At 40.4% G+C, this 17,715-nt stretch carries 8 protein-coding genes and 1 pseudogene; 5 read left to right on the top strand and 4 right to left on the bottom strand.

Going from position 1 to position 17,715, the window contains the following annotated elements:
* Positions 1-305 precede the first annotated feature (305 nt).
* On the bottom strand, positions 306-2,606 hold the full coding sequence (locus ACKPCE_RS04770) for a RagB/SusD family nutrient uptake outer membrane protein (protein WP_319504385.1): 2,301 nt from the start codon (positions 2,604-2,606) through the stop codon (positions 306-308).
* A gap of 20 nt (positions 2,607-2,626) precedes the next feature.
* A complete protein-coding gene (locus tag ACKPCE_RS04765; RefSeq protein ID WP_319504384.1) occupies positions 2,627-5,821 on the bottom strand; it encodes a SusC/RagA family TonB-linked outer membrane protein in 3,195 nt (1,064 codons plus the stop codon).
* Positions 5,822-6,839: 1,018 nt separating this feature from the next.
* Here ACKPCE_RS04765 and ACKPCE_RS04760 point away from each other — a divergent pair.
* Positions 6,840-7,928 carry a glycoside hydrolase family 88/105 protein gene (locus ACKPCE_RS04760; protein WP_407655028.1) on the top strand — a complete coding sequence of 363 codons (1,089 nt, stop codon included), beginning with the start codon at positions 6,840-6,842 and terminating at the stop codon, positions 7,926-7,928.
* A gap of 71 nt (positions 7,929-7,999) precedes the next feature.
* Here the strand turns inward: ACKPCE_RS04760 and ACKPCE_RS04755 are convergent, their stop codons facing one another.
* Positions 8,000-10,093 (bottom strand): beta-galactosidase, encoded by a 2,094-nt coding sequence (locus ACKPCE_RS04755; RefSeq protein WP_319504382.1) that lies wholly within the window; start codon positions 10,091-10,093, stop codon positions 8,000-8,002.
* Positions 10,094-10,135: 42 nt separating this feature from the next.
* A pseudogene (locus ACKPCE_RS04750) lies at positions 10,136-11,011 on the bottom strand (glycoside hydrolase family 43 protein); the annotation flags it as partial.
* Between the two features lie 291 nt (positions 11,012-11,302).
* Between ACKPCE_RS04750 and ACKPCE_RS04745 the strand changes: the two are divergent.
* From ACKPCE_RS04745 to ACKPCE_RS04730, 4 genes are read left to right on the top strand one after another with little or no spacing between them, the layout of a single operon-like run.
* Positions 11,303-14,188: an exo-beta-1,4-galactosidase gene (locus ACKPCE_RS04745; protein ID WP_319504381.1), complete on the top strand. Its 2,886-nt coding sequence runs from the start codon at positions 11,303-11,305 to the stop codon at positions 14,186-14,188.
* 14 nt (positions 14,189-14,202) lie between these two features.
* Positions 14,203-15,477: a rhamnogalacturonan acetylesterase gene (locus ACKPCE_RS04740; protein ID WP_319504380.1), complete on the top strand. Its 1,275-nt coding sequence runs from the start codon at positions 14,203-14,205 to the stop codon at positions 15,475-15,477.
* 28 nt (positions 15,478-15,505) lie between these two features.
* Positions 15,506-16,990 carry a glycoside hydrolase family 28 protein gene (locus ACKPCE_RS04735; protein ID WP_276991620.1) on the top strand — a complete coding sequence of 495 codons (1,485 nt, stop codon included), beginning with the start codon at positions 15,506-15,508 and terminating at the stop codon, positions 16,988-16,990.
* Positions 16,983-17,714 carry a DUF4450 domain-containing protein gene (locus tag ACKPCE_RS04730; RefSeq protein WP_319504379.1) on the top strand — a complete coding sequence of 244 codons (732 nt, stop codon included), beginning with the start codon at positions 16,983-16,985 and terminating at the stop codon, positions 17,712-17,714. The genes ACKPCE_RS04735 and ACKPCE_RS04730 overlap by 8 nt, the downstream gene beginning before the upstream one ends.
* The last annotated feature ends 1 nt before the right edge of the window (position 17,715 follow it).

The following is a 17,715-nucleotide window of genomic DNA, read 5'->3' as shown; positions in this document are numbered from 1 at the left end:
TTGCAAAAGTCTCTTATTTCTAAAGAAAAGCAAATGGAGAAATGTACAGATGCATAGAAATTCCTATTTGCACATCAAATAATACTATTCAATTTGACTGAGCACTGTTTAATTTGATTGAATCAGATACAATAGTCCGGATAATCAACCATATTACTTAATACAATAAGTCATTCAAAAAAAATCTAAGTCTGATAAAAAAACAATCGGTACGGATCTTCATATTATCAGATCCATACCGATTCAAACTATTAGCTTAACCTATTGAGAATTAACTTACTTTATTTATTAAATAAGAATTCAAATTAATATCCATAATTCTGATAAGCTTTCTTAGCTGCATCATCTAATGCATTACCCTTTTCATCTGTCAACAAATCCAAGAATGCTTGTGGCCATGGGAAGAAGGTATGCTTTCTTTCAAATACTCCTTTTCCAACTCCTGTGGCCCCTTTTGACCCGGTAGATACATCATCTTTAGGAAATGGGAAATTCTGAGTACCTTTTGATGTAGCAGGTGCGCCTAATTGGTCGCGAGCTACAACACGTTCATAAAGGATACCCGCATTATGTAAATCCTCACGAATGTTCAACTCAAATATCAGCTCGCGAGCACGTTCGTTATAGATAAACTGAACAAAATAGTTATTTACGTTATCCGGATAATTTTCTTTTTTAAATTTATCGGTTCCTGCTGTCCATTCCTCTCCTGTAACCTTAATCTTCTCATAAGAATCTGCAGTGACTTTATAAGGAGATTGTTTTTCGGCAGAAGGAACATCTAATTTACCGGTTAATACTGAAGGCTCATATTTCACCAGTACTTCATTACGAGTTTCTCCGGAATGGTATGCAGCTCTTTTACGTAATACATTCAAATCAGCAATTGCATTAGCCATATCACCCTTGCGACCATAAGCCTCAGCGCGTATCAAATAAGTTTCTGCCAAACGGAAGATACAAATATCGATTGCCTGACCGCCATTGGCACTGGTTCCTAATCCACGGTTAATATCCAACCACTTACGAGGACCCATGTAATGACCTGCCTGTGTCAAACCATAGTCTAAGCCATAGTTATCACCTTTGTCGCCATCAACCCTGTAATACAGTTTACGAGTTCCTTTGTTTTTAACAACCGGATTCCTGAGCCCTTCTTCCACTTCTGAAGAGTAAGATCCCGCTGTACCGTAATTACCATTAGGTGCACCTACAGTCCAACGCACATTCATAATAAATGGCTGACTTGCCACCCATAAAGAATCTAGTGGTTCGTCTTTTGAATTCTCTATATACACAATAGCACGTTGACCAAGTGATTTCATTAAATGTTCTCCGGCTTTTACTGTAGCATCATTAGCGCCTTTTATAAAGTTATTGTAGACATAGGCTGTAGTCGCAGTCCAATCTTTGTACCCACCATTACCCATCTGAGTCGTTACATAATCAGTCAGGTATGTTTTGTAATATCGAGAATCGTTGGCACGATCAGTATACATATCATATCCCCAATCCGAAGATCCTGCTGTGGCAAAAGGTCTTCCGTATTCCATAGTACGTCCTACAGAAGCACGGAAATTAGTGTGGTTACTGTTATACAAATGAATAAAAGAGGTATTGCTACCATAACGTCCGTTATAGGTTTGAGTTGACTCATACTGAGCAGTCAGCAAAAGCTCAGAAACTTTATCACGAGCATAAGGATCAGATCCTTTTATGTTTGTCCACAAGCTACCAAAATCAGGAGCTAGTCCACCATAAGCAGTTTCATTCTGTTTTTGGCTAATAGCTACAGTTGCGTATTTAATAGCATTATCCAGATCTTCCGAATCAGTACCTTTATAAAGTGCTTTCAACGTGGGTTCGGAGCTATTTTGAAATTCAGCACCTTGAGCCCTTACCAAAAATAACTTTGCTAGGAAAGTTGCGGCAGCCGGTTTTGTGATACGTCCTAAGTCACCTGTAGTTGCAGGAAGTATTTCAACCGCTTCTTTCATATCATTGATTAACATGGAATAAAGCTCTTCAAGCGTTCCTTTGGGGTAGTAGAAATTTTCCGGCATGCCCGATACGCTCTTTGTCATGATAGGTACTGCACCAAACGTGTTTGACAAGATAAAGTAAGCATAGGTACGCAGGAATAATATCTCACCTCTACGTCCTTCCATTTTTTTCTTATCGGCATCACTCAAAGTTGCGTAGTTCTCCAAGAAAATATTACAACGATTAATCACAGGGTAACAACCTTCGGATACACCACCGGAAACTTGTCCGATAAGTGCCATCAACTGAGAATTCATGTTAGTGCTGGTACCGGCTTGTGCATTCCAAGCTCCGGGCGCATATCCACCGTTGGCTACACGGTTGGCATCAGACCATGCAAAGACTTCAACGTCCGAGTTGATACCAAACACATAATTACCCGGATTATAATCTGGCTTGTAACGTAATATTTGATATGTTCCTTTTACCAGAGTCTCTAATCCTTCGGCACTTTTATAAAAGTCCTGAGTTAAAGTAGTAACCTGCTTTTCTTCAAGGAAATCCTGACAACCGGCAAAAGTCAATGCGCCGGCACATACTAAGAGGCTTATATATTTATTCATATTATACTATAATTTAAGAGTTAAAATCCGAGACGTAAACCAAAGACAAAGCTGGTTGTCATCATTGTATTATTATTTGTGGCACCTTGTAAATCGCCTACAGAGTTAAATGAATTCAAGTTATTAGTATCTTCAGGATTGACACCTGCTTTTACAACCTCACCACCAAACAAGAAAGGATTGATAACCTGAGCAAATACATTCAAGCTACGGATGCTATATTTCGATAACAACTTGTCTTTAAAGGTATAACCCAAAGAGATATTTCTTACAGAGACAAAAGAGCCATTATGTACATTGGCAGAACGGTTAACGTTTGCGTCCGATACATTTGATGCAGAAGTCAATTTAGGATATTTAGCATTGGGATTTTCTTCACTCCAGAAATCATTCAGACTAGCTTTGCGACCATAAACCACATAATCACCGGAGGCGTTAGGATCTATATTGTAATAGTATTTTTGGCCCAATCGTCCATAAAGGAAGAAGCTCAGTTCCCAGTTTTTATAGTTGAATGTATTTGTCAAACCAATTACTACTTTAGGGCTTCTGTTACCAACAATTTGCTTGTCGTCATCTTCAAGTTTATAGTTTTTATTCACTTCTTTAGGTTTATATTGACCCGGTGCAAAGTTATAACCGTTCTTTTTCCATTCAGCTATTTCTGCTAAATCTTCAGGAGTATTTTGCCATAACCCGTCAACAATATAATAACGGTACACGCTTAAAGGTTGCCCTATAAACCAGCCATTGCTAGGCATATCTTGTTTACCGTTTACCAAAGAGACAATTTCTTCTTTGTTATGTGAAATATTCAAATCAGTTCTCCATGTAAAATCTCTTTTGTCGATATTCACAGAGGATAAAGATAATTCAATTCCGGAGTTTTTCATTTCTCCAATGTTATCGAGAACATTTGAGAATCCGGTAATGCCCGGGATAGAACGGTCCATCAACAAATCAAATGTATTAGATTGGTACCATTCAAGTGTACCACTTAACCGTCTGTTAAGGACAGCAAAGTCGAGTCCGATATTGATCTGACGAGTTTTTTCCCATCCTAGCTTTTTGTTAGCCATATCTTTGGGAATCATACCAATAGCAGGTGTCGTGCCGTATACATAATTATATTGCGACAAAGGACCTGAAGTTGTGTATGCACTTACAGCAGAGTTGCCAGTTACACCATAGCCTAAACGAAGTTTTAACTCATCAATCCATTGAATCGATTTAATGAATTTTTCTTCCTGCATTTTCCATGCTAAAGCTACCGATGGGAAGTAGTCCCACTTATTACCTGTTGCAAGTACAGAAGCACCGTCATAACGTAAGGAAGCAGTAACTAAATAACGGTTCATCAAACCATAATTTACACGACCCATGTATGACATTAATGAGTTTTCTGAAAAGCCCGAACCGTATGAAGAAGGTTTACCGTTTAAGTTAGATGCCAGATTCCACCATTTAGATGAATCATAAAGAATCTTATTTGCAGAAGCTGATAGGTTTTCGTACATACTTTTTTGAGCCGATTGTACAAGGGTAGCTCCAAAAGAATGAATACCTACTTCTTTATTGAAATAAAGAATGTTTTCTATCAACCAGTTCTTACGATCCTTAGATTCATTTGAAGCACTTGAATAAGCCGGATTTCCTTTACGGTTAATAGTAGATTGAGAACCTACCCAAGAGCCTTCTTTAACGTTATTGTAGTTTGTTCCTAAGTTGAAACGATACTTAAGCCAAGGGGTAAATGTTATTTCTGCAAAAGCATTTGCTTGTAAGTTTACACGACGTGTATTGTCTGACGTATTATCAATGTCAATATACGGGTTCCAAACAGGAGCCGAAGCATTACCACCCGGATAGTCAACCAAGTTGCCATCTTCGTCATAAGGTTTTGCTATCAAATACTGTGATAAAGCGCGTCCGTACAAGTCTCTGGCGCCAGTAGCCGAGCCTGAATAGTTCATTGTTCCGTATTCCTGTTCACTGTAAGAAGCGCTGATAGATGTACCTACGTTCAACCAATTGGTAACTTTTATTTCACCGTTGATACGTGCTGTATATCTGTAAAATCCTTGATTAAGCTGAACGCCCTTTGCATTATAATAGCCTAATGAAGTAAATAACTTGCTCTTCTCATTACCTGCAGAGATAGATAATTGATGGTTTTGGGTAATTCCTGTACGTGTCATCATCCCAATCCAGTCAGTTGTTGGTATTTTAGAAGAATCATAGGTACCACCCTCATAAGCTTTTTGAAGTGCCGCAATACTTGCAGCATCACCATGACCAAATTTAGAAATATCAGCTTCTAAATTGGGTTCAGTCAACACGGTAGTTCCTAACTTATAAGTACCTCCGTTAATTTCAGCAGTACGAATACGGTCTAGCATTTCGCCTGCAGATGCCCAATCAGTAATAGAATTAGCAACATCAGCAGAGATTGTCATGTTGTAATCAACCTGAACCTTACCAGATTTACCACTCTTTGTAGTAACAAGTACTACACCATTAGCTCCGCGAGAACCATAAATAGCTGTTGACGAAGCATCTTTCAAGATTTCAATTGATTCAATGTCGCCGGGGTTTATGTCGTTTACATCTCCCATTAGCACTACGCCATCTACTACATAAAGTGGAGCGTTAGAGGCCTTAATTGAACGATTACCACGAATCACAACGGCTGAAGTTTCACCCGGACGAACATTCGACTGAATATCTACTCCGGCAGCCTTACCTTGCATCGCTGAAATGGCATTCTGAACTGGACGTTCTTTAAGCGTTTTTTCGTTTACAGAAGTTATGGCTCCTGTCACATCACTCTTTTTCTGAACACCATAACCTACTACTACCACTTCATCTAAAGCTTTTGCGTCTTCTTTAAGTTGAATTTTAAAGGTAGAATTACCGGCTACAGGAACTACTTGAGTAATGTAACCGATATAGCTTACTCTCAATTTTGCAGTCGAAGCTACATTCGTCAATGAGAAATTCCCATCAAGGTCAGTTATAGCACCATTGGTTGTTCCTTCGACTAAAACATTGGCTCCAATAATAGGCTCCGAGTTCTGATCAAGAACAACTCCTTTGATTGATTTGCCTTGAGCAAATGCCATTGTTGCTCCAATCAAAAATAAAGCAACCAACAAAAATCTAGGAAAGAAATTAGATAGTTTTAAGGATTTTTCCTTCTTTTCCTTGTTTTCCATAAGACTAAGTTTAACAATATAAAATAAATAATTACAGCTATAAGTTTTACATCATGAGACGAGCCCGGAGATGTGGTTTTTAAATGAATTCATCAGCTTAGGTTACATTCAATATCTTTTGTTTTCATTCAATCAACCAATACAAATTTCACTCTTTTCTAAATAAAAGCAAATGGAAAAATGTACGAACACCTAGAATTTCCGATTCAAAAGCCAAATTTTACTGCTGAATTTGATGGTAGACTAATTAATATGATTTTATGTTAAAAACAGCAAAGGTGTATTGAGGATCCATCACATAAGTAAGCGGTAAATGACAATACATGTTATGAGGCATTACCTTTATTCATATTGGCGTATCAATAGATGTAATTGAGCTTTACATTATCTCGAAGAGCATATCTTGTTTGTTTCATAAAAAACTAAATCATGAAGTTTTTATTTTTTCTTGCGTGGGTAACTAAACATACATTAGGTATACATAACCTATGTGAATTGCTGGTTGCGAAACTTTTCGTAGACCCGGGTGTAGGGTATTCGTACACCCGGATCTACAGGTCGTGTACATGTGGGTGTACAAACTGTGTACATCCGGGTGGAGATGAAATTTGTTCACCTGCAAAATAAATCGCATAAGGGTACTGATGAGAATCCCCATATATAAGTAATAAACAGCTATAAACTTGTAAGGAATCACTGCAAAAAAGTTGGTGATACTTGGTGATACTTGGTGAGGCTTTTTTTGAGGCAAGTATCACACAGAAGATACTGTATATCAACCGATTAAGGCGTTGGTGATACTTGGTGATACTTTTTTTCATACTTTTTATGAAGGACCTACAGCTCTATTTGAACCAAATTGAATGCAAACGTATGATTTTCCATTCTCCCTATCGCCCGCAAAACATTATCTTTGCCCTCAAGGACATTGATAAACGAATAAAGCCTCAAAATGTAACTAGTAAACAATAAAATCATGAAGAACAAAATTCTATTTTCATTCATCGTATTGGCAGGCATGGCTGTATCGAGCGCAATGGCTCAGGTATTGCCAGGCAAACAGGAGACTTTAAAAACGCTCACGCTTGTAAATGGCTATTTTATGAAGAAATACGCTGATTACACCTTGCCTTCTAAAACAGACAGAGTACGCCCCAGTAATATATGGACCAGAGGAGTGTATTACGAAGGATTGATGGAACTATATAAAATATTCCCCAAAGAGGAGTACTACCAGTATGCCTACGGATGGTCTGATTTTCATAAATGGGGCATGCGCAACGGAACTACAACCCGCAATGCAGATGACCAATGTTGCGGACAAACGTATATTGATCTTTATAACATTTGCCCAACTTCACCTGCTATGTTGAAAGACATCAAGGCTTGTATGGATATGCTGGTAAATACACCTCAGGTAGATGACTGGACATGGATTGATGCCATACAGATGGGAATGCCTGTACTTGCCAAACTAGGAAAGCTAACCGGTAATACAGCCTATTTCGACAAGATGTGGGATATGTACGCCTACAGTCGTAATACACACGGAGGCGGACTTTTTAACCTGAAAGATGGTTTGTGGTGGAGGGATGCCGATTTTGTGGCACCTTACAAAGAGCCAAACGGTGAAGATTGTTATTGGTCAAGAGGAAACGGTTGGGTATATGCTGCTTTAGTCAGGGTAGTAAATGAGATTCCAAAGAATGAAAAGCACCGGGCAGATTACATCAAGGATTTCATTACCATGAGCAAAGCATTAAAAGCTTGCCAGCGCTCAGATGGTTTCTGGAACGTTAGTTTGCACGATCCTTCCAACTTTGGAGGGAAAGAGACAAGCGGAACGGCCTTGTTTGTGTATGGAATGGCTTGGGGCATCAACAACGGTATATTAAATAAGGCAGAATATCTGCCGATCGCACTAAAGGCATGGGATGCGATGGTGAAAGAAGCAGTTCACGAAAACGGCTTTTTGGGATACGTTCAAGGAACAGGAAAGGAGCCTAAAGACGGCCAGCCTGTTACCTATACAAACATTCCCGATTTTGAAGATTACGGTATAGGTTGTTTCCTGCTGGCAGGAACAGAGATATACAAGCTCAAATAGTTATGTTTTAACTGGTTAAAGAAACGCAGGTGAGCTATGGCATTGGTCCATCAGTTCACCTGCGTACTTTTTTAATTGTTTAGTTTAAAAACCAAAACACCTGCGGTTGATATCAAGGTATTGCCAATCAAGACTTTGGCCCCTTTAGGCAGAGTAAACTGATAAGGCTGGTCTGAATAATTAAGCACTATCCCCAAGCCATTTCTATATTCCATCGTTACTCCGTAAGGTAAACTCTGAACGCCAATTCCCAAACGGGCGTATAATTTCTTAAGTATCTCGGCTTCCAATTTACCATCAAAAGAATCGACCCCTACATAGGTGACTGAACCTTTTCCTAATTTATAGTGTGTTACAGCCGGTTTGCCATCGTAGAATTCTTTCTGGTAGGTAGCCCATACTTCTGATGTTTCTCCGGGAATGAGTATCTCACCCCATGTATTCCATTGGTATTCTTTACCGTCCATCTTTACCAGACCGGGGTCACCGGGAAGCAGCAAATCATAAAAGTCCATCTTGTTTCCCGTCAGACCATTAATCAAAGAGCCAAACGCAGCTTCCGGCAAACGACCGTAGCGGTCTTTCTGGGCTGTGCGACATGTCACCACTAAATTTCCGCCCTTACGAACATAGTCTACCCAGCGACTAACGAGTGGCTCGTCGGCCAACTGATAGGCCGGTACAATCATGACCGGATAGCGGTTAAAGTCTTTCTCTTCTGTTATAAAATCAACCGGTGCACCAAACGATTTCAATGTACGGTAGTACTTTTCAATGTGAGCCATGGTATTCCATGTGGCGTTCTGCTTTTGCCTTTCAATACTCCATGCATTTTCGTGATTGAACAAGATAGCTGTGCTACGTGCCACATAATCCGACGGTTTATTATTGTACGCTGTAGCTTCTTTACGAAGCAACCTGATTTCATTGATAAATTGCTCGTATTCTCTTCCACCGGGAGTCACCGTTACCCCATCTGTACCTACTATGCCATAATGATATTGCTCCGTTCCATACAACGGCTGACGGTAACGATAGGTGCACACAAAGTCACTGCCACCGGCAAAAACACTCCACAACCAAAGCCGCACAGCTCCGGGTAGAGGTTGCGGGTTAATACTTCCCCAGTTCACTTGTCCGGGTTGAAGTTCCATTACTCCATAGGTACCATTAAGCGGACGGAAAAAGTCATTTGCCCAAGCTATTCTCAACGGATTACCCACCCGATAGCCTCTGCGGCCGATGCCTTCATTATCTCCATAAACCATGTATCGGGTGTATGAAACAAAATCCAGATCTTTGCTGCCGCCAATATGCCCTTCATCGTAATTGGGAATGTAGTTGGTGGTTACCCACTGGTTTTGAGCATATTTCTTAATCAACCGACATTGTTGATTAAGGAAATCGTTGGTTTGGAAAGCTGCAAAACGTCTGTAATCCAAAATCTGATGGTGATTCATAAACATTTGGCTCATTTTAGGCAGTGTTATTTCATCAAAAGATTTATAATTCTGACTCCAGAATGAAGTACCCCAGGCCTCGTTCAGTCTTCGGACGGAGTTCTGATACTTTTGTCGAAGGAAATCACGAAAAGCAATTTCAGCTTTCAGGTTATAATCAAACTGCACCGCAGGCTCGTTATCGAGTTGCCAACCTACTATCCGAGAGTCGTTTCCGTAATGCTTAGCCAATTGCTCAATCATTTTATAGGCTAACTCTCTGTATATGGGAGAAGCAAAAGAGGCGTGTTGACGAGCACCATGATCGAGTATCGTTCCGTTTTCCTGCTTTAACAGAATTTCCGGGTACTTACGGCTCAGCCATACCGGAGGAGTAGCGGTTGAGGTACACATAATAACCTTCAAGTCATATTTGGCTGCCAAAGCCACAGCTTTATCCAACCAGGCAAAGTCATACTTACCTTCTTCAGGTTCTAACTGGGCCCAAGCAAATTCAGCAAAATGAGTAAATTCAAACCCCAGTTCGTGCATTTGTTTGAAGTCACGTTCCCATTGTTCCGGGTTCCAATGCTCCGGGTAATAATACACGCCGGTCAAAGTAAGATCTTTCTCTTTGAACCATTTATCCCCTGCCTGCCTCGCTGCTTGGCACAGGGAAGTGCCAACGAGTAGCGCTACGAAGGATGACAATAAAAAATGTTTCATACGTATTATTTTTGAGATTATTTATTCACTTTGGTAGCTCTTCAATTTCTTTAAAACGCTCTTCTTTACCTTGAAAGCTGTTCCGTGTCGGGTACCTTTGGGAAAGGTAACCAAGTCTGAAATGTCTTCCCAATTTTGACGGTCTTTTGAGCGTACCGCTCCATACTTATGATCACGGTACTTATCAAAATACACATACACATCGTTGCCAACAAGTAGAGGAGCCGGACCTTCAGCCCAGTATTTACCAGTAATGGGTGCGGACACTTCTATTGGGAAACCATCTTCTATTTTACTACAAGTAGTAATACGCAAATTCTTTTCCGGAGGATTGGAGTTTTCATTCTTCACAACCATAAGTAGTTCACCGTTCTTATCTTTAAGAATAGCAGCATCAATAACACTGAAATCGGGATTGAAAAACATTTTGGTTTCGGAAAACTCCCTGAAGTCTTTCGTTGTAACATAATAGATACGGTGATTCAGTCCCTTCTCACTTTCACTGGTAGGTATTTCCTTGTGTCTTCTCGGCAAGGTGGTTGCCCAGAATATATAAAAGGTTTTGGAAGGCTTATCGTAAAACAGTTCGGGAGCCCAGCAATTGTGAGCATCCGGCTCATGCATCATAACGGGTATTGCTCGCTGTTCAGACCAATGTATCAGGTCTTTGGAAGAAGCATATCCAATGATACGATCTGTCCAGCTCGAAGTCCAAACCATGTGGAAGGTTCCATCGGGTGCTTCACAGATACTCGGGTCTCTCATCAGTTTATCTTTTCCCACCTGAGGTGTCAAAAAAGACTTCCCGTTATTCAAGGCTGTCCACTTCAACCCGTCATTGCTATAAGCCAAATGCAGTCCATCTTTACTATCATTAATAAAATAGGAAAACAAATAAGCATTCTTCTGTCCCCACATAGAGATCCCGCATAAAAACAAAAAACACAATAAAACACTCTTCCTTTTCATAATATGATCATTAAAATTTATACATACATCAACCATACAAATATAGTTTAATCTGTTAGAAAGCAAAAATACGAACTCCTTAAAAGCCATTCATATTGATTGAAAATACTGTAATATCGTACAAATGAATATAATAACATCCCTTTTCATACGAATTTCTATCATTATGTACATCTTTCTATTAGCGCAAAGAGTAAAACTGCATATTTTAGCATTCCGTTAATTTCAAATGCGCTTATTATGCAAAAAATCTTTTTTACAGCTTTATTGTTTTTCGCAATCATAACAAACATCGTTGCCCAAAATGCCACCGATATTAGTGGCAAATGGAAGTTCCAAATAGACAGAAATGATATGGGGATAAGAGAAAAGTGGTTTGCAAAAACGTTGCAGGATGAAATCAACCTGCCCGGCTCTATGCCCGAAAAATTAAAAGGAGACGATGTGACCGTTCACACCAAGTGGACAGGTAGTTTGTATGATAGCTCATACTACTACAACCCTTACATGGAAAAATACCGTGTTGAAGGAAACGTAAAGCTGCCTTTCTTTCTAACGCCCGATAAGCACTATGTGGGCGTAGCTTGGTATCAGAAAGAAGTGACCATTCCTTCAAACTGGAAAAACAAACGAATACTCTTGTTCTTGGAGCGTCCGCATATTGAAACCACCTTATGGATCAATAATAAGGAAGTGGGCACACAAAACAGTCTTTGCGTGCCTCATGTTTATGACATCACCCAATGGGTGTCTAAAAAGAAATGTCGCGTTTCCATCAGGATTGACAACCGCATTAAAGAAATCAATGTGGGACCGGATTCTCACAGTATAACTGACCAGACACAAGGCAACTGGAATGGAATTGTGGGGAGAATGGAGCTACAAGCTACCCCAGTGACTCACTTTGATGATATTCAAATATACCCCGACCTCCAAAACAAAAAAGCAAACGTAAAGATAAAACTGGTAACTAGATTTAATCAGGATAACGTTCAAATAAGGCTCTCGGCTAAAAGTTTCAATACAGGAAAACAGCATGTTGTTCCGTCCGTATCAAAGGATTTCATCATCAAAGAAGGAGTTCTTGAATGCCAGATGGATCTGCCCATGGGCGAGAATATGCTAACTTGGGATGAGTTCGATCCGGCGTTATATAAATTACAGGCCGAATTGATCAGCAAGCACGGAAAAGAGAGTAAAACAGTACAGTTTGGTATGCGTGAGTTTAAGATTGAAGGTAAATGGTTTTATGTAAACGGTAATAAAACAATGCTTCGGGGCACTGTAGAAAACTGTGATTTCCCACTAACCGGCTACGCACCAATGAGTATCAAAGAATGGGAACGGGTATTCAGGATCTGTCGCAAATACGGTTTAAACCACATGAGATTCCACTCATTCTGTCCTCCGGAAGCAGCATTCATTGCTGCCGATCTGGTAGGGTTTTACCTACAACCGGAAGGACCTAGCTGGCCCAATCACGGTCCGAAGCTGGGACTAGGACAACCCATTGATAAATATCTGATGGAAGAGACGATCAGACTCACCAAAGAATACGGTAATTATGCCTCATATTGCATGCTGGCATGTGGAAACGAACCTTCGGGAAGATGGGTAGCCTGGGTTAGTAACTTTGTTGATTACTGGAAAAAAGCAGATTCAAGAAGAGTTTATACAGGTGCTTCTGTAGGCGGAAGCTGGCAATGGCAACCGCGTAACGAATACCATGTAAAAGCAGGAGCCAGGGGGTTAAGCTGGGTGGCTTCCATGCCTGAATCGAATTCGGATTACAGGCAGCGAATTGACTCCGTGAAACAGCCTTATGTTTCTCATGAAACGGGGCAGTGGTGTGCTTTCCCCAATTTCAATGAAATAAAGAAATATACGGGAGTCAACAAAGCCAAAAACTTTGAAATATTTCGTGATCTGTTGAATGACGGCAAAATGGGTGATAAAGCACATGACTTTATGATGGCATCCGGAAAGTTGCAAGCGTTGTGTTATAAACACGAGATTGAAAAGACGCTCCGTACACCCGATTATGCCGGTTTTCAGTTATTAGCCCTGAATGATTATTCCGGACAAGGTACTGCTTTGGTAGGACTACTGGATGTTTTCTTTGAAGAGAAGGGCTACGTAACATCCGAAGAGGTTCGTCGTTTTTGCAGTTCCACTGTTCCATTGGCTCGAATCGATAAATTCGTTTACACCAACAATGAAATTTTCAAGGCTAACATAGAAGTGGCTCATTTTCATAAGAATCCCCTCAAAAATGCGCTGGTTACGTATACAATCAAAGATAAGTGGGGCAAATTATTTAGCAACGGAACCGTATGTACCAAAGACATCCCAGTTGGGAATTGCTTTGAACTGGGACTAGTTAGCTGCGATTTAAAAGACATTACTGAGCCTGTACAACTAAATCTGGAGGTAAGGATAGAAGGTACAGATGCTGTTAATGACTGGGACTTCTGGGTATACCCCGAGAAGGTAGAAATGAACCAGGGAGAGGTTTATGTAACCGACTCTCTAGATAGTAAAGCACAACAGATACTCGAACAGGGCGGCAATGTATTGATAACAGCAGCGGGAAAAATTTCATACGGTAAAGAGGTGGTTCAATACTTCACTCCTGTGTTCTGGAATACTTCTTGGTTTAAGATGCGTCCTCCGCATACCACCGGTATATTGGTAAACGACAAACATCCGTTATTCAGGAACTTCCCCACTGAGTTTCACAGCAACTTACAATGGTGGGAATTACTCAATAAAGCTCAGGTAATGCAGTTTACAGAATTTCCGGATCATTTCCAGCCATTGATACAAAGCATTGACACCTGGTTTGTGAGCCGAAAAATAGGAATGTTGTTCGAAGCTAACGTTCTGAAAGGGAAGTTGATAATGACAAGTATGGATCTGACCAGTCAACTTGACCAAAGAGTGGTTGCCCGACAGATGTACAAGTCTATTCTGGATTACATGAACTCAGATAGTTTCCGTCCGGCAGAACAAGTCGACATCGAAATCATTCGGAATTTATTCATAAAAAAAGCGCCTAAAATTGACTCTTTTACAAAAGATTCACCCGATGAGTTGAAACCGGTGAAAGGCAACAAAGGCATATAAATAATCTACTAATTATGAACAGATACACATTACTGGCTGCATTATGGCTTAGTGTTACCGGCTACGCCCAGCAAACAAGTTTTTCATTTTGTTTTGATGGAAACAAGAAAGATGAAAAGGCATTGCAAATTACTAAACAACAAGTGTTTAGTGAACAAACGGGATACGGATACGACTTACAGTCGGCACCTGATTTGAAAGCAAACAAGCCTTTTTATTTTTCCGTGGCGGTTCCCGATGGCAATTACCGTGTAACAGTTACGTTAGGTTCAAAGAAGTCGGCCGGAGTAACCACAGTGCGAGCAGAATCACGCAGGTTATTCATTGAAAATCTGCCTACACGAAAAGGCGAATTCGTGCAACAGTCATTTGTAGTCAATAAACACAATACAGAAATTGCTCCGGGTGAATACGTGAAAATAAAAATTCGCGAAAAGAGCAAGTTGAATTGGGATAATAAACTAACGCTGGAGTTCAACGGAGATGCTCCCCTGCTTTCCGCTCTTACCATTGAGAGAGTCAGTGATGTACCCACTATCTTTTTGTGTGGCAACTCTACTGTAGTAGATCAGGACAACGAGCCTTGGGCTAGCTGGGGACAAATGATCACTCGTTTCTTTGACGACCAGGTTTGTGTTGCCAATTACGCCGAATCGGGTGAATCGGCCAATACATTTATTGCTGCCGGACGATTGAAGAAAGCACTCAGCCAAATGAAAGCAGGTGATTACCTTTTTATGGAATTCGGACACAATGATCAAAAACAAAAAGGGCCCGGAAAAGGTGCGTACTATTCCTTTATGACCAGTCTGAAAACCTTTATTGACGAAGCTAGAGCACGTGGTGCACACCCCATTCTGGTAACCCCAACCCAAAGGAGAAGTTTCGATGAGAGAGGAAAGATTAAAGATACACACGAAGATTATCCCGAAGCCATGAAGTGGCTGGCACACAAAGAAAACGTGCCTCTCATTGATCTCAATTCAATGACCCGTGTACTTTATGAAGCAATGGGTGTTGAAAATTCCAAGAAAGCATTCGTTCATTATCCTGCCAATACGTATCCGGGGCAAACAAAAGCATTGGAAGACAATACACACTTTAATCCTTACGGAGCATATCAAATCGCACAATGCATCTTGCAGGGTATAATTGATCAGAAAATGCCTTTGCAGAAATACATAAGAAAGGATTTTAAAAGGTACGACCCTCATCATCCCGACGACATCCATTTATTTCACTGGAACCTGAGTCCTTTTGCTGAAATAGAGAAACCTGACGGCAACTAAGTAAATATAAAGCATAACGATTAAATTTATGAGGAAAATTATTATAAATACTCTTGCGATCTTTGTCACAATAAGCCTACACACACATGCCCAGAAAAGAGGTGAAGTACCCACATTTCAATGGGGAACCACGGGCAAACAAATAGATCTGTCGTGGGCAGCGGAAGTGGGTAGCAGAGTAGAGGATAACCAAAGTACAAACACATTTAAGGTAAAAGATTTCGGAGCACAGAACGACAGCAATTACCTGAGTACGCAGGCTATACAGAAAGCAATTGATGCCTGTAGCAATGCAGGAGGAGGTAAAGTGCTTTTTGAGCCGGGATATTATCAGACCGGAGCTTTGTTCGTCAAAAAAGGTGTTTACTTACACATTGGCGCCGGAACCACTCTACTGGCAAGCACAGACATCAATCAGTATCCCGAATTCAGGTCTAGAATTGCAGGTATCGAAATGGTATGGCCATCGGCTGTAATCAATATCATTGATACGCAGCATGCTGGTATAACGGGAGCAGGTACAATTGACTGCAGAGGTAAAGTATTTTGGGACAAGTATTGGGAGATGCGGAAAGAGTACGTCCAAAAAGGTCTTAGGTGGATTGTTGACTATGACTGCAAACGGGTTCGGGGCATTCTTGTTTCAGGATGTTCTGATATTACGTTAAAGGATTTCACACTGATGCGAACAGGTTTTTGGGGAATACAAATATTGTACTCCAACCATTGCACATTGCACAAACTTACTGTAAACAACAACATTGGCGGGCACGGGCCCAGTACCGACGGTATTGATATCGATTCTTCTACTTACGTGCTTATTGATGGTTGTGACATTGACTGTAATGACGATAACATCTGTCTGAAGGCAGGAAGGGATGCCGACGGATTACGGGTTAACCGCCCCACCGAATATGTAGTGGTTCGTAATTGCATTGCACGAAAAGGAGCCGGACTGATTACTTGCGGAAGCGAAACATCCGGAGATATCAGGTATGTATTGGGGTATAATCTTCAGGCATACGGTACTTCTTCTACACTCAGGCTAAAATCGGCTTTGAATCGGGGAGGAACTGTTGAATACATATACATGACCGACGTGATTGCCGATGGCGTACAAAATGTACTGGCTGCTGATTTGAACTGGAACCCCAGCTACAGTTACTCCGAACTGCCGGCAGAATATGAAGGAAAGGAAGTACCTGAGCATTGGAATGTAATGCTGCAAAAAGTTGAGCCCGTTGAAAAAGGGTATCCTCATTTTAATCATGTATATTTGGCCAATGTAAAAGCCACCAATGCCAAACAGTTTATTTCTGCATCGGGATGGAATGATTCACTCACGTTGAATGATTTTACGTTATACAACCTCGATGTTGAGGCAGAAAAGGCCGGTATCGTAGCTCATACAAAGAAATTCAGGTTAACAGATATCAAGCTAAAGATTAGCGACAATAGCCAAATTGAATTTAACAAGAACAGTCAGCTAAAAAAGAACATTCGTTATGAGTAAATTGCTTACTATCAGTTATTTACTGGGCGTATTCTTAATTTCCGTATCGGTTTTTGCTCAAGACAAGAAGGATTTTCAAAGAGTAATAGGTGGTGATGTTAAGAGCCCCAGAATTTTAGCTTGTGATCATCCTGAGTTTTCATTTCACTTACCTGAAATGGCCGGAAATCTTCATTTCGGCATAGAAAACCAAGGTAAAAATAAATGGCTGAAAGATTTTACTCAAATAAAGACGAAAGAGAGCAAGCAGAAGATTATTTATAAGATCAAAGATGAGTTTATAGCAAAGGCAGAACTGATTATTCGTGTCACAAACTTATCTTACACAGATGGAATTATATTAGAAGCGGAAATTGTTAACTTACCTGCGGAAACATATTTAACTTGGTCTTTTGGAGGGTGTTACGGCATAGAACTGGCCGATAAAACAGACAGTCATTTAAAACCCTCGTATTGCAAAGACAATGTGTTCAGCATAGAAGGGAATGCATTTACCTGCTACTACGGAGAAAGCATGAAGCTACGAGTTATTCAGGGAATAACTCCTCTCAGTTCTGAACTAAAGCTATCAGAGACATACCGGCAAGGTGCGCCGGCCTTATCGGGACGCACGCCTCTGAAAAACGGAGAGAAACTTTATCTCTGTATTTACAAACAGAACAAGCAAGCCGATTATAATTATTACATGCTGCGAGATCTCTTTGAATACGAATACAATAAATAGC

Origin of the sequence: Bacteroides graminisolvens, from assembly GCF_963666085.1 — a bacterium.
GTDB classification, from domain to species: Bacteria; Bacteroidota; Bacteroidia; order Bacteroidales; family Bacteroidaceae; genus Bacteroides; species Bacteroides graminisolvens.
The sequence above is the reverse complement of the archived record's forward strand: the minus strand, read 5'-3'. Positions and strand labels throughout refer to the sequence as shown.